Below are 23,228 nucleotides of genomic sequence, written 5' to 3' on the forward strand. Positions count from 1 at the left end.
TCGAGGCAAAGTAATTCGACAACACTGCAGAAATCACCAATAATGGCATCGTTGAACAAATGTAACACGAATTTTGCGATTTGTCCTACCCTAATCACTTTAAAGCGATGATCTTCGGCATAGCAATGGGGGCATTCCTGCCGCCATATACAATTTATAAACTAAAAAAAACATTCTGATTTATTTGATATCGTCCGGATTAAGGTCCGCATTATGTCACCATCAATTTCGCAATCGATTGCGAAGCTGGTCATAATAAAGTTATCGTTGTGATTTAACAAACTATAAAATGAAAAACCTGATTAGGGGCCCGGACGGGAAGCATATTAAACTCAAACCTGGGCGAATTGCTCCATGGCACAAAAACTTCAATTTTTTTAAACCTGAATTATGAAAAAATCATTACAAACTATTCAAAAGAAACCTTTCTTGCTGCTGCTGGCGGTTTTGCTTTCCAGCCTTACAGCATTTGGGCAAGGCAGGAAAATAAACGGTACCGTAGTCGATGAGAAGGGCCTGCCTTTACCGGGCGCTACCGTTAGGGCCAAAACAGCTAAAGCAACATCTGTTACCGATGTTGCCGGCAATTTCACCATAACTGTCCCTACAACCGAGAAGGCGCTTATTGTGACTTTTATTGGTTATGCCGACCAGGAAATCCAGATTAACGGGCAAACACATTTATCCATTCGTCTTAGCCAAAGCAGTAACAGCCTTAACGATGTGATCGTTATCGGCTATGGTAGCCAAAGGCGGGAAGCTGTAACAGGTTCAGTCGCGTCGATCAGCGGCGAACGGATCCGTGATATTCCCGCGCCTAATATCAGCCAGGCCATACAAGGCAGGTTGCCCGGCGTAGAGGTCTCTCAAACTTCTACAAAACCAGGTGCAACGATGCAGATCCTGATCAGGGGCCAACGGTCGCTTACTGCAAGCAATGATCCTTTGATCGTACTTGACGGTATCCCTTTTACCGGCTCTCTTGGTGATATTAACCCTAACGACGTTAAAAGTATCGATATTCTCAAGGACGCTTCCGCCACAGCTATTTACGGCTCGAGGGGAGCAAACGGCGTTGTACTTATTACCACGAATAGGGGCCAGGTGGGAGGAGCCGCTAAAATTACCTATAACGCCTATTATGGGGAGCAAAAACTTTTCGCCAGATACCCGATGATGACCGGTCCCGAATTTTTAAAACTACGTAAAGCGGCAGGCCTGTATACCAACGCCGTAGACGAAGCGGACGATGTTAATACCGACTGGCAGAAGCTTTTTTACAGAAGCGGTATGGTTTTCAGTAATGACGTAGGTGTTTCCGGAGGCAGCCAAACGGGTACATATAATTTCGGCGGCGGCTATTATAAAAATCAGGGCCTTATTCCCACGCAGCAATATACCCGCTACTCCATGAGAGGATCAGTGGACCAGAATGTAGGCAAATACGTTAAAGTTGGCTTTACCACTAACAATAACTATAACCTTACGGAAGGCAGCCAGGTTGGCGTTGGCAGTGTTTTGGGACTTTCGCCCCTTGCCAATCCCTATAATGCGGACGGAAGCCTGAAAAGAACGGTTAAAACGCCACTGTCTGAAAGTTTCGTTTTGACCAAAGGCATCATCAATAACCTCCACGATCAATGGCTCAACGAAACAAGAAATTACGCCACATACAACTCCGTTTATGGCGAAGTAAAAATTCCGTGGGTAGAAGGCCTGAAATACAGGGTAAACCTTGGTCTGGATTACGTGCAAAGCAACAACGGCAACTATACCGGAGTTGGGATTGGCAGTGCCACGCCTACAACGCCGTCAACAGCGGGCGTAAGCAACTCAGCCCAATATCACTGGGCAGTTGAAAATTTGCTCACCTACGACCATACTTTCGCCCAAAAGCATAACATAAATGTCGTAGCCCTGTATTCTACCGAGCAAACCAGGTACAATTCTTCCAGCATGTCGGCCAAAGATATTCCAGCTGATGCTTTCCAGTTTTATAATTTGGGTGCAGCAACCGGCGAGATCACGATCGGCAACGGCAACTACAGCCAGAGCGGCCTGATGTCCTATATGGGTCGTGTGATGTATTCATACGATGACCGCTTCCTGCTGTCTGCCACCGTTCGCTCGGATGCCTCTTCCCGGTTAGCTCCAGGGCATAAATGGCACACTTACCCTGCGGTTTCAGCAGGCTGGAATATCATGAACGAGTCTTTCATGAAAGGCATTTCGGTCATAGATAATCTGAAACTGCGTGCAGGCTTTGGGCAAACCTCGAACCAGGCAGTAAACGCTTATCAGACATTAGGTACTTTGGGTACGCGTCAGTATAATTTCGGCGACACAAACTATGCAACGGGCTATTATGTAACACAGCTTCCAAGTCCAACTTTAGGTTGGGAATATTCCAAGACATGGAACTATGGAATAGACTTTTCTTTGTTTAAACATCGTTTATCAGGTACCGTTGAATATTATGTTACAAATACAAATGATATCTTATTGAGCGTAGGACTGCCTCCAACCGCGGGGGTTGGAAGCTATACAGCAAACGTTGGGCGGACTCAGAACAAAGGGCTTGAGCTAAGTTTAAATGGTACGCTCATCAATAAAAACGGGTTTACCTGGGATTTGGGTATTAATATCTATGGAAACAGGAATAAACTTGTGGCACTTGCTTCAGGTCAGACACGTGATGAGGGCAACGCCTGGTTCGTAGGCCATAATATAAACGCCATATACGATTACAAGAAAATAGGATTGTGGCAGTCTGGCGACCCTTACCTGAGCACCCTCGAACCGGGCGGAAATGTGGGCATGATCAAAGTGTTGTATACCGGTACTTATGACGCCAACGGTCAGCCAACAAGGGCTATCGGGGCCGCCGATCGTCAGATCATTGATGTTGATCCTAAATTCGAAGGCGGCTTTAATACGCGTGTGGCATATAAAGGCTTTGATTTTAGTGTTGTAGGTGCCTTTAAGAAAGGGGGCACGCTCATCAGTAGCCTGTACGGCTCAGGTGGCTATCTGAACCTGATGACAGGCCGCAGTAATAACGTTCAGGAAGATTACTGGACGCCGGATAACACAGGAGCAAAATATCCGAAACCAGGCGGTATCCTGAGTGGCGATAATCCGAAATATGGCAGTACGCTCGGTTACTTTGATGCATCCTATCTCAAAATCCGGACAATGACACTTGGCTATGATTTCAGCAAGCTGCTCTCAAAGCACGCGAACATGCGCCTGCGCACTTACTTCACCGTGCAAAATCCATTTGTATTTTTCTCCCCTTACCACAAAGAATCCGGGATGGATCCTGAACCAAACTCTTATGGTAATGAAAACGCAGCGGTGCCCCTGTCAAACAGTCTAAGAAGATTCCTGACAGTCGGCAGCAACGCCCCTTCGACCACGAACTATGTACTTGGATTGAATTTGACATTTTAACATTATCAACATGAAAACTTTAAAGATAAAAAGCGTCATAAAATCCACGCTTTTGCTAACGGTCTTATCTACGGGATGTAAAAAAGTGCTTGATGAACAACCGCGTTCCTCCTTCACCCCGGAATATTTTAAAACGGTACAGGGTGTAAATGGTGGATTAACAGCCATGTACGCGCACCTGCGTAATATTTACGGGCAGGCTTATTATTATAATTCGGGTGTTACCGGTACCGATGAAGCTACATGGGGCCAGAGCGCCGACGGAAACTTCAAAGACCTGGATTGCTCAGGCGTGGGCATCATATCTTCAACCAGTTATCCTACCAGTATCATATGGGGCGAGTCTTTTACAGACATCAACACTGCCAGCGGCGTAATCGAAAACGCCAGTGCCGTAGGGATTTCCAGCGCTCTGATTGCTGAGGCCCGCTTCTTCAGGGCATTTGATTATTTTTTGCTGGTGCAGTCCTACGGCGGCGTACCGCTTGATCTGGGTTCGGGAGCGTTGAAATTTAATATCACGCCTTCAAGGACGTCAGTGCGTAATACCGTGCCCGAAGTTTATACAAAGGCGATTTTCCCGGATCTGCTGCAGGCGATCAATGATCTGCCGGAAACCGGCCGGGTAACCGGCGGACTGACCAAAACGGCAGCTCGTCTTTTCCTGTCTAAGGCCTATTTAACTTATGCATGGTGGTTGCAAAATCCCAATAGTATCCCGACCTACCCCGCAAGTAACCGGACAGATCCCAATGGACACGATGCTGCGTGGTATTTTCAAAACGCCTACGATATAGCCACCACCGCAATTGATAATCCGGGCTCGTTCAAATTACAGCCAACATTTTACGATGTGAATGTTGGCACAAACGACCGTAACAGCGAAATGGTGCTTTATGCAGACCATACTCAAAGCAGTGAAAAATATAACGGTTCGAGTTTGACCTACGGAAGCGGCGGCGCTCCGGATAACTTTGCCGGCTGGATGATGACCTGGAACTATCCGAATATAATCAGTGGCGGGGTGAACTCTGTTCTGCGTGAGGCAGATCAACATTTGGGCCGGCCCTGGGTTCGTATGGCCCCTACTGTTGAAGTACTGAAAAACACTTTCGCTGATAAAGTGAATGATTCACGATATGACGGAACTTTCACAACCGTATACCGCGGAAACTGGCAAAAGGGCGGAAATACGGCCCAGACCTTAGCCAATGCCAACGGCTTGCCCGTTGCACAGGGGGGCGCGATACTCTCGTTCCTGGATAATGACGATCCGAACGTAGTGTATGCCAAAGGAAACGGGAATGTTGGTGCCGGACTACTGCCTGGGAGATCAGATTGGGTGGTCAACCCTGGCGATATAAGCCGGATAATTTATCCGGGACTCTGGAAACTGGGGCCTTATCGTACAGATAACGGCACAGGTTTGGGACAGCCAAATGCCAGTAGTACGCGTCCTTATCCAATCGCAAAATTTTCGGAGCTATACCTGATCGCAGCGGAGGCGGCAGTTAAAGGCGCCACTGTTAAACCAGGAAAATCCGCACGTGAACTCGTTAACGTGCTGCGGGCACGCGCAGGAAAGTGGCGTTTCAATAATAATGGTAATGTGGTAAAGATTGAAGACGATAGCCAGGTTATGACGGCGGCTACTCCCGCAATTATCGACATGAACTATGTATTAGCGGAGCGTTCCCGGGAATTTTATGCAGAAGGCGGTCGCTGGTTCGATCTGGTACGCACGCAAAAGTGGGGGGAACTTGCTGCTTCCTTTACAATTGCAGGAACCACCTTTGGAGACCACACGCCGGTTAAAGTTACACGTTCCATCGACTCGCATCTCTATCTTCGCCCTATTCCGCAGGGGCAGATAGATGCATTGGTTATGAGCGCTGCTGATAAGGCTGCCTACCAGAATCCGGGCTACTAAGCTGGAGAAATAATGATTTTTTAACGAGGCTGTTCAATTGTGAACAGCCTCTTAATTTCTTCCGGTCGGTAATGCTTAGCGCACAGCATTTGCATAAATTATACAATGACCTTTCTCGTGTTTGAGCGGCGATTTATACGGCTTAAGGCAGCTTTCCGGTTTAACATGTGCGCAATTGTATTGCGCAGGCCTATTCGGCGAACCCTGTTTTCTTTAAAACGGAACTCGTCCGAAAATCAATCGGGATAATTAATCCGGGGATAAAATATTGTTCATAAGGCTAATAGTCAATATATTGTAAGAAAAAAGCAGCCATACTTAAAAAAGTGACTTGCGCTATAACCCAATAACTGACTTGCAAACCGGCACGGGCTTGTATACCCCTGTCATAACTAAACTGATAAAATTGAAAAAGACATTTTTAGCAATAATTGCAGGCCTTTTTTGCGCCGTCGCCTGGGGCCAAAACAGTCAATCCGCTCTTCGGGATCTGCGTTATAAGTTATGGTACACCAGGCCCGCGACCACCTGGAATGAGGCCCTGCCGATAGGGAATGGTTTTATAGGCGGAATGGTTTTTGGCGGCGTACAGCAGGAACGCGTCCAGCTCAACGAATCTACCATCTGGGGAGGCGCCCCCAACAATAACATTGATTCGGCCGCTAAGCCTCATATTGAAGAAGTACGCGTGCTTTTGGCTCAAAAAAAATACCTGGAGGCGCAGGCGGCTGCCAATAAATATCTCGGCCCGAAGGGCAACAGCGGCATGCCCTATCAACTCGCCGGAAATTTGTATATCAATTTTCCCGGCCAAACGGACGTTAGCAATTATTACCGCGACCTGGATATTGAACATGCCACAGCCACAGTACGTTACAGCTCGGGAGGTGTTCAGTATAAGCGGGAATACTTTACCTCTTTCAAAGAACATGTGTTACTGGTACGGCTGAGTGCTGATAAACCGGGAATGATCAATTGCAAGGTAAGGCTCCAGAGCCCGCTTGTACAAGAGCTTACCGCAGCTAACCAGGAAATCGTTCTTTCAGGTAAAAGCAGCGATCACGAAAATCAAAAAGGCCAGGTTAGGTTTAATATGATCGCCCGTGTAAAAAATCATGGCGGTACTATACAAACGGATACTTCCGGGATGACCATCGCTCATGCGGACACGGCGACTATTTATCTGTCCATCGGCACTAATTTCATCAACTATCATGACCTGTCAGGAAACGCGCCTGGGCGGGCCCGCAACGATATGCAGGCCGCCTGTACCAAATCGTTTAATACCCTGCGCCAATCTAATATCAGGTTTTATCAATCGTACTTTAACCGGATAAAACTGGACCTGGGCATGACAAACGTGATCAAGCTGCCCACGGATGTGCGGATACAAAATTTTGCAGGTAACAACGACGCCCAACTGGCCGAACTGTATTTTCAATTCGGGCGTTACCTGCTGATCTGTTCGTCACAACCGGGATCACAACCGGCCAACCTCCAGGGCATATGGAACGGGGAACTGAAAGGCCCGTGGGATAGTAAGTATACCGTCAATATCAATACTGAAATGAACTATTGGCCGGCGGAGGCCACCCAGCTGTCTGAGCTCAGCACGCCTTTATTTAACCTCATCAAAGATGTTTCCGTAACCGGTAAGGCAACAGCCAGGCAGATGTACGGGGCGAGGGGCTGGATGCTTCATCATAATACAGACATCTGGCGGATTACCGGTATAGTGGATGGTGCATTCTGGGGCTTATGGCCAACCGCAAATGCCTGGCTGTGCCAGCATCTGTGGGAGCATTATCTTTTCACAGGAGATAAAAAATTTCTGAAGCAATATTACCCGGTAATGAGAGGTGCCGCTACTTATTTCGTTGATGTGCTGCAAAAAGAACCGGATCATGGCTGGCTCGTCGTAAGCCCGTCCGTTTCGCCCGAGCACGAATACATAACCGGGAGCCATGAGGTGTCGGTTGCTGCCGGGACCACGATGGATAACCAATTGGTATATGGCTTATTTACAGATGTTATACATGCTGCGGCAGACCTGAATACGGACAAAACATTTGCCGATTCGCTGAAAGCGCTGCGCGAAAAATTGCCGCCAATGCAGGTGGGCCGGTACGGGCAATTGCAGGAGTGGCTGGACGACTTTGACCGGCCAACCGACAATCACCGCCACGTATCTCACCTTTACGGACTTTTCCCGGGAAACCAGATCTCTCCTTTTATACATCCGGAATTATTTGCCGCGGCCAAAAATTCATTGGTATACCGTGGTGACGTATCTACCGGCTGGTCAATGGCCTGGAAGATTAATTTGTGGGCCCGGTTATTGGATGGCAATCACGCTTACAAGCTAATCAAAGACCAGATAAAACCGGTCATGAGCGGATCCGGCGGCACATATCCCAATTTATTTGATGCACATCCCCCCTTTCAGATTGACGGCAATTTTGGCTGCACTTCGGGGATCACCGAAATGTTGATGCAAAGCCATGATGCTGCAATCTATCTGCTGCCTGCTATGCCCGACGACTGGGATAAAGGCAGTGTAAACGGGCTGATGGCCCGTGGCGGATTCAAGATAGACCTGGCATGGTCAGGCCGTCACCTAACAAAGCTCGTTATACATTCGGCCCTTGGCGGGAATTGCCGGCTGCGTGTTAACGAACTGCTGAACAACCGGATGTTAAAAAAAGCAAACGGTGTTAACAGCAATCGATTCTATCGTATCACCGACATCGCGCAACCCATTATCAAAAAAAATGATAAAGATCTAAACGTAAAACTCCCGAAAAGTTATTTATATGATCTTCCAACCCTGGCAGGTAAAACATACCGCATTATTTGAGTAATTAATAAGATGGGTTGTAGTAGCCATTCCGCTATAAGCATATAACAGGGAATTGGCCGGCGATATGATAAAAAAATGCCGGACAACCCGGGCTATCCAGCCCCGTCAAATTAAACATCGAAGTATAATGCCCTGCCTGCTGCCTTTGGAAAACAATATTAACAAAGATGAAACAAACCCAATTTAAACTTATCTGCACACTCATGGCGGCGATTTTCACCGTACATCAGGCCGCCGCCCAAACAAAGCAAACCTTTTTATCTCCTCCCCTCATCAGATCGATTTATACCGCAGATCCCTCCGCACATGTTTTCAATGGTAAAATTTATATTTACCCTTCTCATGACATTGACACAGCCGTAACCGACAACGGCGGCGGCGATCACTTCGCGATGAGGGATTATCATATCCTTTCGCTCGATCATATCGACGGGCCTGTAACCGATCACGGGGTAGCCCTCGATATAAAAAATATCCCCTGGGCAGGAAGGCAGCTATGGGCGCCGGATTGTGCTTACAAAAATGGCGTGTATTACCTTTACTTTCCGGTGAAGGATAAACAAGATGTTTTCCATATTGGCGTCGCTACTTCCAAAGATCCCGCCGGGCCTTTTAAAGCCGAACCACAGCCAATTGAAGGCAGTTTTAGTATCGATCCGGCGGTATATACAGATTCGGATGGCCAAAGTTATATGTATTTTGGCGGTATCTGGGGAGGGCAGTTACAGCAATGGGCCACGGGCAAATACCAGCCCAACGGTTCCAAAACCGACCTTCAGAACGATGATGCCCCGGCGCTCAGCTGTAAAGTGGTCAGGCTAAGTTCGGATATGAAGCAATTTGAGGGGCCGGTGAAGGATGTTATTATCCTGGACGAGAGCGGGCGCCCGCTGCTGGGAAAAGACCATGACAGGCGTTTTTTTGAAGGGCCCTGGATGCATAAATTTAAAGACAAATACTATTTCACCTACTCTACAGGCGACACGCATTACCTGGCATACGCTACAAGTGATAAGCCATTCGGCCCCTTCCGCTATAAAGGAATATTTTTGAAACCGGTGCAGGGCTGGACCACGCACCATTCTATTGTGGAGTTTAAAGGAAAATGGTACCTGTTTTACCACGACACGGAAGTCTCCGGCAAAACACACCTGAGAAATGTTAAGGTAACGCCGCTTTACCACCGTTCAGATGGCAGTATTGCCCTGATTGACCCGTTTAAATCAAAATAAATTTAGAATAAGCTACGGTCTTCAATTGAACTAAAGACCGTAGCTTATTAATTTATTACCTTTTTTCCGCCCGGGGATCGCAATCGGGAAGCAAGGAGAGCGCCTGCCTTTATAATTAATTAGTTTCGGGAGGGGGCAGCTTATTTAAACAATAATGATCTTATCGCCAAAGCATTCTTAGATCCCTTTATCTTAACATATAGATCATGCTGACCGGCAATGGCGGGTATCTTTGCAGATATGGCTGACCATTTATTCAATGAGCCCGTACTTTTAACCGGCATAACCGCGATTCTCCTGCCGTCTTTGTTTAGGTCATCGATCCATATTTCAACGCTGCCGTTACTAAGCGCCGCGGCGGTCAAAGAAATACTGGTTGCTTTGTTTGCCCCTCTCCCCATATCCACTCCGCCCAGCATCACCCAACCGCCGGCATCGTTGTTTAAGATAGCGCCATCAACCTGAGATAACGTAACGCCCCAATAATTATTGGCACCTGCTAAAGGCTGCTCCGAATAACCGTCTTTATAAACGAAAAGATCGAAATCAGCTTCCCCGCCTTCAGCAAAAAGGCCCAGGCTGGTACCTACCCACGAATTAAAATTGGGCTGGGCTTTGTCCAGTTCACTCGCATTGATGGCCATGCCGATTTGATGCCATTGCAGACCATCAGAACTGTAGTAACCGGTTAGCTCATGCGCTTTTCGCTCCAGCTTCAGCCATACGCTTTCCCCAATTTTGTTTTCTGTGCTGAACGACTGGCTGCCCATCGCGAAATTGAATATTTTTCTGCCTTCTTCAAACCCCGTACAAAGACGCACGTTTACCGATTCATTGCCGGAAGCAAGGTAAATCCCCGCCTCTTGCCCCGATGCCAGTGCATTCAGCTTTACCCGCGTAACGACCGAATAATAATGTCCCGCCTCTTTTTGCAGAATGTGTGTCCTGCCAATTTTCGGCTTAAGCCTAAGCCAGCCTTTATTGTCAGTGACTGAATACTGTTGCGCAGCGTTCTTGTTGAAAAAATGCCAATACAACGACAAATTTGAACTTGAAAATTCATCCGACCTCGGTAAGCGCCAGGCCAGGCCGTTATTTGTAAGATTTGGACGTGTAAGGGGCATATCTGAGGGATAAGGAACAAACGGACGACCGTCGGCTGTCCACTGAACCTGCAAAATCAGGTCCTGCCTTCCCTGGCCGCTCCAGTCATCCCCTTTGGGCGCATCGTAACTTTGAGCGATACACCACCAGGTACCGTCACTTAACCGAAATGGAGACGACATATGATTGACTGATCTGAACCTGTTATCCGGATCTTTTGAAAATGCGAATATTTTTCCAAGGTTCTCCCATTTCGCTGAATCCGCAGTAAGTGATCTTGAACGAAGTACATACTGCCCGCCTGTAACATCACCAGCCATGAAGTAATAATACCAGCCCTCCCTCTTACACATCACAGGGCCCTCAGCCCAGCTATATTTCTTGTCATGATTGATCCAGTCCAGGTTAATCAATTTGCCTGTCAGGTGGCCGGAACGATCGATCTGCTTTATGCGGTTAGCTGTCTGACTGGCTTTAATGATCATGTAAGGCGTACCGTCGTCATCTACGAAAATAGAATTATCGTAGCCGATAGGCCCTGTATCCGGGGTTGTTTTAACTTTTTCAGGCGCAGACCATGGCCCCGACGGTTTCGTGGCGCTTGACATGTATTGCCCGCCCCCTGCGCTGTTTGAAAAATAAATACGATAAACGCCATAAAAATAGGTTATTGCGCCTTGCCAAATGCCGGCACCAGGCGCCCCGGACTTTAACTCATCCCAATCCGCGGGCACAACCCTTGAAATGAGCTCCCAATGCAACAGGTCTTTGGAATGAAGAATTGGTAAGTTAGGGACGAAATGAAAACTGGAGCCGCACATGTAAAAGTCATCGCCAACCTTTAAGAGTGTCGGGTCCGGATGGTCCCCGGCGAGCACCGGATTGACATAAGTTCTAACCAGGGTTGCTGCATCCTGGGGGTAAGGGGCCGGCTTAATATCTTCTACCTTATTGAACTGGGCCATAGCGCCATGATACCAGAAGAAAGAACAAAAAACTATTAAACAACAACGGGAAATAATGGATTTGAAAGTCATCAGTGTACAAATGAATATAAGACCTAAAAATATGATTACAGCGTTGGCCCGGATGTTCTGTATGTAACTAATCGTACAACGAATGTGCAAAATCGCCATATTGATAACGCTCATCGCAGATATCGAATAGCTGATTATCCATATTGTCATTAGACTTTAGATAACATGATCAAAGGTGCTGAATTATCAAAACAAGACTATTGTTCCATTTTTAAGTCATTGCGGCAATAGTAATGAGTATAAAAAAAGGTAAAAAATGTCTTTCCTGTATGTGCCTTTTTTATAAAAAACTATTAAGAGTTGTACTGTGTGCTTTCATCTTATATCATTCTTGCCCGTGTTTTATGCACGAGCCAGGCTTATCACTTAAGGGTTATGATGATACCAGCAGCGCTACCGGCAAAGTAGTTTTCGGCAGCCTGAAAATTGGCAACGCACTCATCAGCGATAGTATGAACGCGAAGCCTGCTTACTACAAAACTGGTGATATGGTGAGTATAAGTTTTCGGCGAATTAAAAAAATATTCAATTTTAATTATTTAAGACACGTTTATGAAAACAGTTGTCAGGTATCTTATTAATGCTTCAGCGCTGTTGCTTTGCTTTCAAACTTCAACAGCACAACAGTTTGTCCATCCGGGGCTGCTTCAAAGTCGCGAAGACCTGGCCAGAATAAAAAACGGCGTTGCTATGCGCATTGAGCCTATTTTTACGGGTTATAATGAATTAAAAGATAATCGCCAGTCGCAGTTTGATTATAAAATGCAGGGGCCAATGGAGATGGTTGGCCGAAATCCTACCGTGGGCCAGGGTGTTTATGATGCTGACGCCAATGCGGCCTATCAGAACGCCATCATGTGGACCATAACAGCCGATCAACGTTATGCAGAAAAAGCAAAACAAATTATTGATGACTGGGCATCGACGTTAAAATCCATAACAGGCCGTGACGCCGTATTAATGGCCGGTCTTGGACCGTTCAAAATGGTTAATGCCGCGGAAATTTTGCGCTATACCAATTCAAACTGGCCAACTGTCAAAATTAAGCAGGCTGAGAAGCACTTTAAAGAAGTGATTTATCCGGTTATTAAAGATTTTGCACCTTTTGCTAACGGCAACTGGGATTCAGCTGCACTAAAAACAATGATGGCCATAGCAGTATTCTGCAATGACCGGCCAATGTTTGAACGCGCGATTGTTTACTATCAAAACGGCGAAGGCAACGGCAGCCTGCCCAATTATATTGTTAATGAAGAAGGACAGTGCCAGGAAAGCGGAAGAGACCAGTCACATACGCAATTAGGTATTGCGCATCTTGCCGATTGCGCCGAGATAGCGTGGCAACAGGGACTAAACCTTTATGGTATACTCAATGATCGCCTGCTCAGGGGCTTCGAGTACACCGCGAAATATAATTTGGGGGAGGATGTTCCTTATTTGCCCGCAATGGACCGGACCGGAAAATATTTGCATGCTCAGATAGCTACAGAAGGGCGCGGCAAATTGCGTGCGGTTTATGAAGAGGTATTTAATCACTATGTTCACCGGGCGAATAAAACGGCCACTTTTACGCAGAAAGCTGCTGAAAAGGTACGACCGGAACCGCAGGGTACACCGGGTGCAGACCATATTGGCTTTGGTACTTTATTGTACTCACGCAGCCTGCAAACTATTGATCCTTATACAATGGTTACACCGTGCCCACCGTCGGGATTGACGGCCGTGCCCGAGAATGGGTCCATTCAATTGACGTGGGTACCGGTACGGGGAGCCACTTTTTATCAGGTTAAAAGGGCAGTCAATGGGAAAGGAACGTTTAAAATAATTTCCACCAGGGTTACTAATGCACAGTTTCAGGATAAAAACGTAGCCTCGGGGCACAAGTATGTGTATACGGTATCGGCGGTGAATAATAAAGGCAAAAGTATGGACGCCTATCCTGCTGCTGTTACAGCGGGATTGCCCGCAGGATGGTCGGTTACCGATCTCGACCCCAAATCAAAAAAAGGACAAGCACGGTCATTGGATTCTGGTTTTACTGTTGAAGGTACCGGCATGGGATTTACCGGAAACGAAGAGCGGGCTACCTACGTCCATCACAAATTAGCGCCTTATCAAACGCTCGCCGTTCATTATCAGCCGCAGTTGACTTCGCAGTTCACCGGCTTCGGCATTTCGTTCCGGCAGTCTGCAAGGGGAAAGGGGACCGGGGTAAATTTGCTGATCTCTCCGGAAGTTTCGCAACAACTTGAGGCTCCAAAATGGGTAGTAACCTGTACGGCACGGCTTCATCCGGGCGATAGTTTAACACAGGCAGGAGCGACGCTCGATATAAAAGAACCTGTAGTATCTTTTAACCGCATGACGGGCAGTTGCTGGCTAAAGTTAGTTCAGGAGCAAAACCAGGTGAACGCATTTTATTCCGCGGATGGCAAAGAGTGGCAACTGATCGGGACTGTTGCGCGAAACCTATCGCTGACAGAAGCCGGCATAATCGTTTTTTCAGGGCTTGAAGCGGTATCTACAACGGTCAGGTTTGATCAGGTTAGGTTAGAATAACCTTTTAAAAAATATTAGTATAACCGGAAATGCTGACATCGTCAGGTCGGGTTTATATAACAAAAAGTCTATTTGGAACAACAATATTCTTTTTGATACCCATAAATTCGTTAACCATTTAGCCTGAGCAAACAAACCCGTGATCATATCTGCTGGTTGCACCATCAATTTTGGTGTGCCTGCGGTCGAAAAGCCCGGATTTTTACAGGACTTGATAAGCCGGGGCAACTGAGGTGCAATTATAAACTTTGTTTAAACTGGTTATGACGTTACAGAATTTTAAACCGGAAAAATGAAAACTAAGCTTTCCCTGATTTTTTTTATACTATGTTCAATAGGTCGCCTTGCATACGGCCAGAGCGATACTTACCCGCTTGCAAGCACTAAGATTTCGCCATTCCCGGATGAAGCGGTCGTATTAAAACCGTCCCGGGTAAAACAACGGGAAGCGTTAAACACAGCATACCTGCTGTCTCTTGATCCCGACAGGCTGCTGCATAACTTCCGGGTAAATGCCGGGCTGCCGTCAACAGCCAAACCATTATCAGGGTGGGAAGCCCCCGGGGTTGGCCTCCGGGGACATTTCACAGGGCACTACTTATCTGCCGTTGCGATGCTGGCAGAAAGGGATAAGGATACGGCAGCAATGCGCCGGCTCAGTTACATGGTTAACGAATTGTATAAATGCCAGCAGGCTTTTGGCAATGGCTACCTGAGCGCGTTCCCGGAAAAAGATTTTGACACGCTTGAGCAAAAGTACGGAGGCGTATGGGCGCCCTATTATACCCTCCATAAAATTATGCAGGGGCTACTGGACGTTTGCGTCCGCACGGGCAACCGGAAAGCCTACATGATGGTGAATGACATGGCTGCCTACGTTGACCGAAGAATGAGTAAGCTCAGCCCGGAGGCCATTGACAAAATGCTTTATACCCCGGAGGCCAATCCGTCTAATGAGGCGGGCGGTATGAACGATGTATTGTATAAGCTTTACGAGGTGTCCCATAACTCCAGGCACCTGGCTCTGGCCAGGGTTTTTGACAGGGACTGGTTTCTCAAACCATTGGCAAACAACCAGGATATCCTTTCAGGTCTTCATGCAAACACCCATATCGTACTGGTGAACGGGTTTGCGCAACGCTATATCATTACCGGAGATACGCTGTATCAGCATGCCGCGCAAAATTTTTGGGATCTGCTGACCGCTCATCATGCCTACGCTAACGGGTCAAGCAGCGGCCCGCGCCCGAACGTAGTTACACCAACATCGCTAACCTCTGAACACTGGGGCGTACCTGACCACCTCAGCAACACGATGACGAAGGAGATCGCCGAGTCGTGCGTATCACACAATACGCAAAAACTCACAGCGATGCTGTTTTCCTGGAGCGGCGATGCCAAATACGCGGATGCTTACATGAATACCTTTTACAATTCAACCATGGCCATTCAAAATGCCCAAAACGGCACAGTTGTTTATCATTTACCTTTAGGCTCCCCGCAAACAAAAAAGTTTCTGCAAAACGATGACTTCCGATGCTGTAACGGCTCATCCGTTGAAGCATTCGCAGCCTTGAACAGCGGTATCTATTACCACAACGATTCCACCTTATGGGTAAATTTGTATATCCCCTCCCGGTTGAACTGGAAAGCCAGATCACTTGTTTTAGAACAAAGCGGAAACTTCCCGGCGGACCCGGCTGCAGAATTTACTTTCAAAGAAGTGAAAAAAGCCAGGCTTACCGTTAAGCTGCTGATACCCGACTGGTCAAAAAAATTTGAAGTGTACATCAATGATCAGAAGCAAACGGTGAATGCTGCGCCGGGTTCTTATCTGTCATTGCAGCGGGAATGGAAGACCAACGACAAGATCAGACTGGTATTCCATTACGATTTTTACCTGAAGCCAATGCCCGATGATGAAAACGTTTTTGCTATTTTTTATGGCCCGCTTATGCTGGCGGCTGAAACGGATTCCGAATTTATCCTGAAGGGACACAGGGACGACATCTTAAAAAACATAACTGCCGCGGGTGGCAATGCTTTCCGGTTGAGGAACGGAGAAAAGACATTTGTTTTGCGCCCGTTAAGCGACATCAGCCAGCAATCGTATGGTGTTTACGCAACAATCAGGAACTATTGATCACCCGTTATGTCTCACGTACAACACAGGTTGCCAAGCCAATTATAAAAATTAAACTTCAGTTATTAGCCCGCATACAAATAAGTATGCTGTCTTAACGCTGTAACATATCTGAATATCAAATGAACAGAAGAAATGTACTTAAAGGTATGGCGTTAGGGCTGTCGTCGTTCTGCCTTTCCAAAAGTTATGCAGGCCGGTTGTTGAAAGCGCCGTACGCTGCAGGTCCGTTTAAGCCGACTTGGGATTCGCTGGCACAATACCGGGTGCCTGAGTGGTTCCGCGATGCCAAATTTGGGATGTGGGCACACTGGGGGCCACAGTGCCAGCCCGAACAGGGTGATTGGTATGCACGGGAAATGTATATGGAGGGCGGACGGAAAAATAAATACCATCTGCAGAAGTATGGTCATCCGTCAAAATTTGGATTCAAGGATGTCATCAATGAATGGAAGGCAGACCAGTGGGACCCTGAAGAACTGGTGGGGCTTTATAAGAAAGCAGGCGCCAAATATTTTATGGCGATGGCCAATCACCATGATAATTTTGACATGTGGGACAGCAAACATCAACCATGGAACTCTGCCCGTATGGGCCCCAAAAAAGATATTATCGCCGGATGGGCCAAGGCGGCAAAAAATAACGGACTGCGGTTCGGCGTGAGCGTGCACGCCGCCCATGCCTGGAGCTGGATGGAAACCGCCCGTCGTGCCGACAAGGCCGGCCCGCTGGCCGGAGTGTCATACGATGGCAGCCTCACTAAAGCCGACGGCAAAGACAAGTGGTGGGATGGTGAAGACCCGCAGGAGTTGTATGCGCAAAATCATCCCCTGAGCGAAAATAGCCAGGATAACGGCATAATCCATAAACAGTGGACCTGGGGTAATGGCGTATCAATGCCGTCCAATGCATATTGTGAAAAGTTCTATCGGCGTACCATCGAGTTGCTCGATAAATATGGCCCTGACGTTATCTATTTTGACGATACCGTGTTGCCATTATGGCCAATAAGTGATGCCGGGCTTCGCATAGCCGCTCACATGTATAACACCAATATCAAACGCCACGGTAAGCTTGAAGCTGTTCTGTTTGGAAAAATGCTGAATGAGCAGCAGCGCAAATGTATGGCCTGGGATATAGAGCGGGGCCAGAGCAACAGCATAGAGCCCGAACCCTGGCAAACAGATACCTGTCTGGGCAACTGGCATTACGAACGCTCTTTGTACGATAACAACGGCTATAAAACTGCTAAAACGGTCATACATACATTGGTTGATGTAGTGAGTAAAAATGGCAACCTTATGTTGAACGTTCCGGTGCGCGGCAACGGCACAATTGATGCTAAAGAACGCGCCGTGGTAGAAGGCATTACCGACTGGATGAGTATCAACAGCGAGAGTATTTACAACACCCGCCCATGGACCACCTTTGGTGAAGGCCCGGCTATTGAAGATGCAGCGCCACTGAACATGCAAGGCTTTAATGAGGGAAAGGGCAAACCTTTCAGCGCAGCAGATTTTAGGTTTGTCAAAAAGGACAAAGTTCTATATGCTACCATGCTAGGCTGGCCTGATAATAACCCTGCTATTATTAAAAAACTGGCGCTTAACAATGTACCTAAAGTGCAGCGTGTGAGTTTGCTGGGCAATGATGCCCCGCTGGATTTTGAGCAAACCGCTGAAGGCTTGAAAATAAATCTGACGCAAAATATTCCCGGCGATACTGCATATGTGTTTAAAATAGATGGAGCTATTGCTTAATAACATTTCGGTATGCAATAGTTCATTTTTTTATTATCAAGGAGGCTTTGCCAACTTGGTATACTCTAGTCTTAATTTCATATATCAACTACTTATAATTGTCCATTATGATTCGCCAAATAATTATTGCTGGCCTTGTTTCAGCCCTGCTTTGTTTTAATAAAGCCAGTTGCCAGCCTAAACAAGCAGCCCCGCTATGGGGCAGCTGGACTCACTGGGGCGACCAACCCGACGGTACTTACCGTAACCCTGTCTTACCTGGTGATTACAGCGATGTAGATTGCATCCGGGTGGGTGCTGACTATTATGCCGTATCCTCTACGTTTCAATATTCGCCTGGTTTTGTGATCCTGCACTCTAAGGACCTGGTGAACTGGCGCATCCTGGGGCACGCCGTCAACGATATTTCGGTGATTTCGCCGGCTATGAATTACACCAGGATGGACCGTTATGGCCGTGGGATCTGGGCGGGTGCCATACGCTATCATAACAACCGCTTCTGGATCTACTTCGGAGATCCGGACGAGGGTTATTTTATGAGTTCGGCTACACGGCCCGAAGGCCCCTGGGCTCCTTTGAAACATGTATTGAGCGAAAAAGGCTGGGACGACTGCTGCCCGTTTTGGGATGATGACGGCCACGGCTACCTAATAGGCACCAGGTTTGCCGATAACTATAAAATCCACCTGTTTAAAATGTCGGCCGATGGCTCGGTGATTGACCGGGAAAGCGACAAGGTGATCTACCAGTCGCAGGGCAGCGAGGCAAACAAGCTGTACAAAATTAATGGCTATTATTACCACCTTTTCAGCGAGGTGCGCAACAACGTAAGGGTGCTTATGATGGAGCGGGCCAAAGATATCCGGGGCCCTTACGAAGGCCCGCAGCAATTGAGCGAAGGTCAGCCGCAATTTAACGAACCCAACCAGGGCGGATTAGTGCAGACGACTGACGGTAAGTGGTACTTTTTGACCCATCATGGCTCGGGCGATTGGTCGGGCCGGATATTGAGCCTGTTACCTGTAACCTGGACTAATGGCTGGCCTATCATTGGCCAGCCTAATGCAGCGGGCCTTGGCGAAATGGTGTGGCAGGCCCCCATGCCCGTAACCGGCACCGGCCGGGATGTTCCGCAAAGCTCGGATGAGTTTACCGGCAACACGCCCGGACCACAGTGGGAATGGAACTACCAGCCCCGCGCCGGCAAATGGTCCTTAACCCAACGAAAAGGCTGGCTCAGGCTGCACGCCTTCAAACCGCTCAAAAACGATTTGCTGTATGCCGGCAACACCATAACCCAGCGCTGCTACCGCACCAACGCCAACGCGGCCACCGTTAAAATTGACCTGAGCGGTATGGCTAACGGCCAGCGCGCCGGGCTATCGCACTTTGGTGCGCCCCATTATGCGGCGGCTGGTGTAGTGCAAACCAACCGGGGTAAACAGTTGCAGTTTTTTACTGAAAATGCCGTAACCGACGGCCCCATCATCAAGGGCAATAGCATTTGGTTACGCACAGTGTGGGGCCTGGATGGCAAAAGTAATTTTACTTACAGCACGGATGGCAGGAATTTTAAACCCATTGGCGAAACCTATCAGTTAAGATGGGGATCATACAGGGGCGACAGGCTGGCCATTTACAGTTTTAACGACCTGCAAGATGCCGGTTTTATTGATGTTGATTACCTGCACTATCAATATTCCCATTAACAACAGCTCTAAGCAGGGTGCAGACTGACTGACCCTATAACATGCATAATCCGTACCAACCCGATGATCCGCTTAATATCCGCACTGCAATTATTACTCGTTTACAGTATATTGACCACGGCTCCGGCCGCCGCGCAATCCTGGACGGCCGACAATGGTAACGGCACCTACACCAACCCGTTGTTCTACGACGAATTTTCAGATCCCGACCTGATCCGGGTAAATAACGATTTCTACATCACAGGTACCACCATGCATAGCGTACCGGGCCTGCCGGTGCTGCACTCTACCGATTTGGTGAACTGGCGGCTGGTGAGTTACGCACTTCCGCGTTTTGACGACAGCGATGATTTTAACCTGCGCAACGGTAAAGAAGCTTATGGGCAGGGGATCTGGGCGCCCTGTATCAGGTACCACAACGGTACATTTTATATTTTCTCCAACATAAACCGGCACGGCCTGCAGGTATTTACCGCTAAAAGCGCGGCCGGCCCCTGGAAACAATATGACCTTAAAAAGCCTGTTTATGACCTTTCGGTTCTGTTCGAAAACAACAGGATCTACATCGTTTACGGGCAAAGCGAAATCAGGATGATTGAACTCAAGCCCGACCTTAGCGGCTTTGAACCCAATAGATGGACTTCAGGTCGGTGGGCCGTACTACGTTCCTCTCGCCTGTTACCTGGCAGGATGGCTGGCCTTACTTTGGCCTGGCGGACAACCTGGGCCGCTCGCCCAAAACCTGGTTTAAGCCTAACAACACATCAGTACCGCATGCCCCTTACGTGCGGAGCGACGATTTTAAATTGGGCCGGCTGGTCTCCGCCTGGCAGTGGAACCATAACCCCATCAACACTCACTGGAAACTTAAAGCCGGCGAACTACAGCTGCGCACCCTGCCCGCAAAAGATTTTTTATGGGCACACAACACACTTACCCAACGCTGCGTAGGCCCCGAGAGCGAAGCTACAGTAATCCTGGATGCCTCGCGTCTGAAGGAAGGAGATATCGCCGGTTTAGGCCTGATGAACATCCCTTACGCCTGGGTGGCCGTACTGCATGAGGGTAACCGGTATACGCTGCGTTTTTTTGACCAGTATAAGCATCAAACTATTGATAAGCCGCTACAATCGCCGCGGGTGAGCCTACGGGCCTTCGGCGATTTTGATAACGATGTTGCCCGGCTGAGCTACAGCACTAACGGAACGCGGTTTGAAAGCCTTGGCGATACCATTCGCCTGCCTTACCAGTTAAAAACATTCCAGGGTACCCGTTTTGCGCTGTTTGCCTATAATACCCAAAATAAAGAAGGCGGCTATGCCGCATTCAGTAAATTTGAACTGAAGGAGCCTATGGCTGACCGATCCAAAAACCTGCCCATCGGAAAAACAATTACACTAACCAACCTGGCCGATGGCCGGATGGTGCGGGCCGATCCCCACGGCATGCTCGTCCCCGGACGGAGTTACCGAACCAAGGAAAAAGACACGGGCTGTAAATTCAGGGTGATTGACCGGGGAAATGGCCGCGTTGTGCTGCAGGCCATGAACGGTACCGGCTTTGTAACCATTACCGGCCAGGGTATGGCGGCCGACGTTCGGCTCAGCCAACAGGAAACTGCCGCCAGCCTGCTGCTGTGGCAGGATATGCTGCGGGGCCAGTGCATGCTGCTCTCGTTACATACCAACCGTTTTGTGGGCCTGAACCCTCATACCGGCGAATTGTACGGGGCCGATTGGCCCGGAACCCTGCCCGGCAAAAAAGATGGTACCGTTTTTAGCTGGCAGGAAATTGTCCCATAAACCCGCGGCAAGTTTACCTGTATGATGCAGGGCTATATGGTGCAATTATCGGCTGTTTCATTTGGCCAGCCATGCCTGTCTATGAAAAAAACTTAGCTGTTTTTGAACCGGTGCCCTCCCTTATTTATCTATAAACACAGGAATGTGAACCCACTGATATACCACCAATTCGATTTAAAATTTAATTTTTGATTAATATTACTTTCCAGAGAGTATAAATAATTTGCTTTATTGTCTTATAATGGAGTTTTGCTCAGACTATAAGTAAAATATTGCTCACTAAATTTAATTATATCTACAAAATGAAAAGTAAATCAATTCGTTTGGCTATTTGTGTCATAGCCTCGCTTTGCGGATGCAGCAAACCGGTATCTGTTCAGAGCGTAACAACCGGCGGTAAAGACAGTGTAGCAGGCAAAAATTTAACGTCATATTCGTTAGGCAGCGTAACAACCATTGTTCACCCGGGAATGCTGCATTCGGCAGCGGATTTTGCCCGGATGACGGCCAAAGTAAATGCCGGGGCGCAACCCTGGCTCGACGGCTGGAACAAGCTCGTTGCTAACGGCCATTCATCTGCTACGTATGTTCCCAGGCCGGTAGATACTATTGTGCGCGGGAAGGCGGCAAGCGGAAAAGGCGAGAATTACATACTGGCTTGCCAGGACGCGGCCGCGGCTTATCAAAATGCATTACGCTGGAAAATTAAGGGCGATACCGCCTGCGGGAATAATGCCGTGGCTATTATGAACGCGTGGGCCGCAAAATGCAAACTGATTGACGGCGATAGTAACAAACAGCTTGCAGCCGGCCTGCAGGGTTACCAATGGGCCAACGCGGCTGAAATTATGCGTAGCTACAGTGGCTGGTCGGCATCCGATTTTACCGCTTTTAAAAACTTTATGCTTAATGTGTATTATCCCGTATCAAGCGATTTCCTGGCGAGGCATAACAATACCTGCGGAACACATTACTGGTTAAATTGGGATATGTCAAACCTTTGTACCGTGCTGGCCATTGGCATTCTTTGTGATGATATCAGTAAAGTTAATTACGCTATAAATTATTACCAGCACAGTGGTGTTGGTACCGCGTATATAGGGCGTGTAACCACCGCTACCTATCCCAACGGAATGGACCAGGCGCAGGAAGCCGGAAGAGACCAGGGACATGCCACGATGGAAGTTCCGCTCTTTGGCACTTTTTGCCAGATGTTATACAACCAGGGCCAAAACTTTTTCGACTATAATCCCTGGAACCACGTTAACCCGCCGCTTTTGGGGGTAAGCGAATATATCGCGGCTTACAACATCAATACAACCAACACTGTTCCTTATACAACTTATAATAACTGTGAAAATTCAAACCAAACCGTTATTTCAAGCGGAGGCCGGGGCAATGTTCGCCCGGGTTGGGAACTTGTTTATAACTATTATGTTAAAGTAAAGGGAAAAACAGCCACCTATACTACCCAATTTGCAACTAAAGTACGCCCCGAAGGAGGTGGCGGCGATTACGGAGGTAATAGTGGCGGCTATGATCAATTAGGCTTTGGCACACTGACCTTCTCCCGTTAAACAACAAACAACTAAACAGGCTGCACTGGCTTTGTCAAATATTGATGAAGCCAGTGCTTTTC

General features: G+C 47.9%; 13 protein-coding genes. 12 read left to right on the top strand and 1 reads right to left on the bottom strand.

Translation table 11 applies throughout. The features are described from left to right. Nucleotides 1-390 precede the first annotated feature (390 nt). From ACP26M_RS22610 to ACP26M_RS22625, 4 genes are all read left to right on the top strand, one after another. Nucleotides 391-3,453 carry a SusC/RagA family TonB-linked outer membrane protein gene (locus tag ACP26M_RS22610; protein WP_426583500.1) on the top strand — a complete coding sequence of 1,021 codons (3,063 nt, stop codon included), beginning with the start codon at nt 391-393 and terminating at the stop codon, nt 3,451-3,453. A 10-nt stretch (nt 3,454-3,463) separates the two neighbouring features. Beyond that, nucleotides 3,464-5,383, top strand: coding sequence for a RagB/SusD family nutrient uptake outer membrane protein (locus tag ACP26M_RS22615; protein ID WP_426583502.1), 1,920 nt, complete (start codon nt 3,464-3,466; stop codon nt 5,381-5,383). Nucleotides 5,384-5,789: 406 nt separating this feature from the next. Continuing rightward, entirely contained in the window at nt 5,790-8,240 is a 2,451-nt protein-coding gene (locus ACP26M_RS22620) for a glycosyl hydrolase family 95 catalytic domain-containing protein (protein WP_426583504.1), read from the top strand. A 170-nt stretch (nt 8,241-8,410) separates the two neighbouring features. Then, nucleotides 8,411-9,475, top strand: coding sequence for a glycoside hydrolase family 43 protein (locus tag ACP26M_RS22625; protein WP_426583506.1), 1,065 nt, complete (start codon nt 8,411-8,413; stop codon nt 9,473-9,475). Between the two features lie 140 nt (nt 9,476-9,615). Here ACP26M_RS22625 and ACP26M_RS22630 read toward each other — a convergent pair whose 3' ends face one another. Next, nucleotides 9,616-11,544: a family 43 glycosylhydrolase gene (locus ACP26M_RS22630; protein ID WP_426583508.1), complete on the bottom strand. Its 1,929-nt coding sequence runs from the start codon at nt 11,542-11,544 to the stop codon at nt 9,616-9,618. 416 nt (nt 11,545-11,960) lie between these two features. Between ACP26M_RS22630 and ACP26M_RS22635 the strand changes: the two genes are divergently transcribed. From ACP26M_RS22635 to ACP26M_RS22670, 8 genes are all read left to right on the top strand, one after another. After that, on the top strand, nt 11,961-12,197 hold the full coding sequence (locus tag ACP26M_RS22635; protein WP_426583510.1) for a hypothetical protein: 237 nt from the start codon (nt 11,961-11,963) through the stop codon (nt 12,195-12,197). Continuing rightward, the gene (locus ACP26M_RS22640) at nt 12,169-14,175 is read left to right on the top strand and encodes an alginate lyase family protein (RefSeq protein ID WP_426583512.1); all 2,007 of its coding nucleotides are present in this window, start codon (nt 12,169-12,171) and stop codon (nt 14,173-14,175) included. The genes ACP26M_RS22635 and ACP26M_RS22640 overlap by 29 nt, the downstream gene beginning before the upstream one ends. Before the next feature lie 292 nt (nt 14,176-14,467). Beyond that, nucleotides 14,468-16,318: a beta-L-arabinofuranosidase domain-containing protein gene (locus ACP26M_RS22645; protein ID WP_426583514.1), complete on the top strand. Its 1,851-nt coding sequence runs from the start codon at nt 14,468-14,470 to the stop codon at nt 16,316-16,318. 122 nt (nt 16,319-16,440) lie between these two features. Continuing rightward, nucleotides 16,441-18,078 carry an alpha-L-fucosidase gene (locus ACP26M_RS22650; protein WP_426583516.1) on the top strand — a complete coding sequence of 546 codons (1,638 nt, stop codon included), beginning with the start codon at nt 16,441-16,443 and terminating at the stop codon, nt 18,076-18,078. Between the two features lie 107 nt (nt 18,079-18,185). Further along, nucleotides 18,186-19,787: a glycoside hydrolase family 43 protein gene (locus ACP26M_RS22655; protein WP_426583518.1), complete on the top strand. Its 1,602-nt coding sequence runs from the start codon at nt 18,186-18,188 to the stop codon at nt 19,785-19,787. Between the two features lie 63 nt (nt 19,788-19,850). Then, a complete protein-coding gene (locus ACP26M_RS22660; RefSeq protein ID WP_426583520.1) occupies nt 19,851-20,738 on the top strand; it encodes a family 43 glycosylhydrolase in 888 nt (295 codons plus the stop codon). Beyond that, complete coding sequence (locus ACP26M_RS22665) at nt 20,636-21,589, top strand: hypothetical protein (protein WP_426589755.1); 954 nt, start codon at nt 20,636-20,638, stop codon at nt 21,587-21,589. Before ACP26M_RS22660 ends, ACP26M_RS22665 begins: the two co-directional genes overlap by 103 nt. Nucleotides 21,590-21,891: 302 nt before the next feature. After that, nucleotides 21,892-23,166: an alginate lyase family protein gene (locus ACP26M_RS22670; protein WP_426583522.1), complete on the top strand. Its 1,275-nt coding sequence runs from the start codon at nt 21,892-21,894 to the stop codon at nt 23,164-23,166. The last annotated feature ends 62 nt before the right edge of the window (nt 23,167-23,228 follow it).

The sequence above is a fragment of the Mucilaginibacter sp. R-33 genome (assembly GCF_049949235.1).
Lineage (GTDB): Bacteria > Bacteroidota > Bacteroidia > Sphingobacteriales > Sphingobacteriaceae > Mucilaginibacter.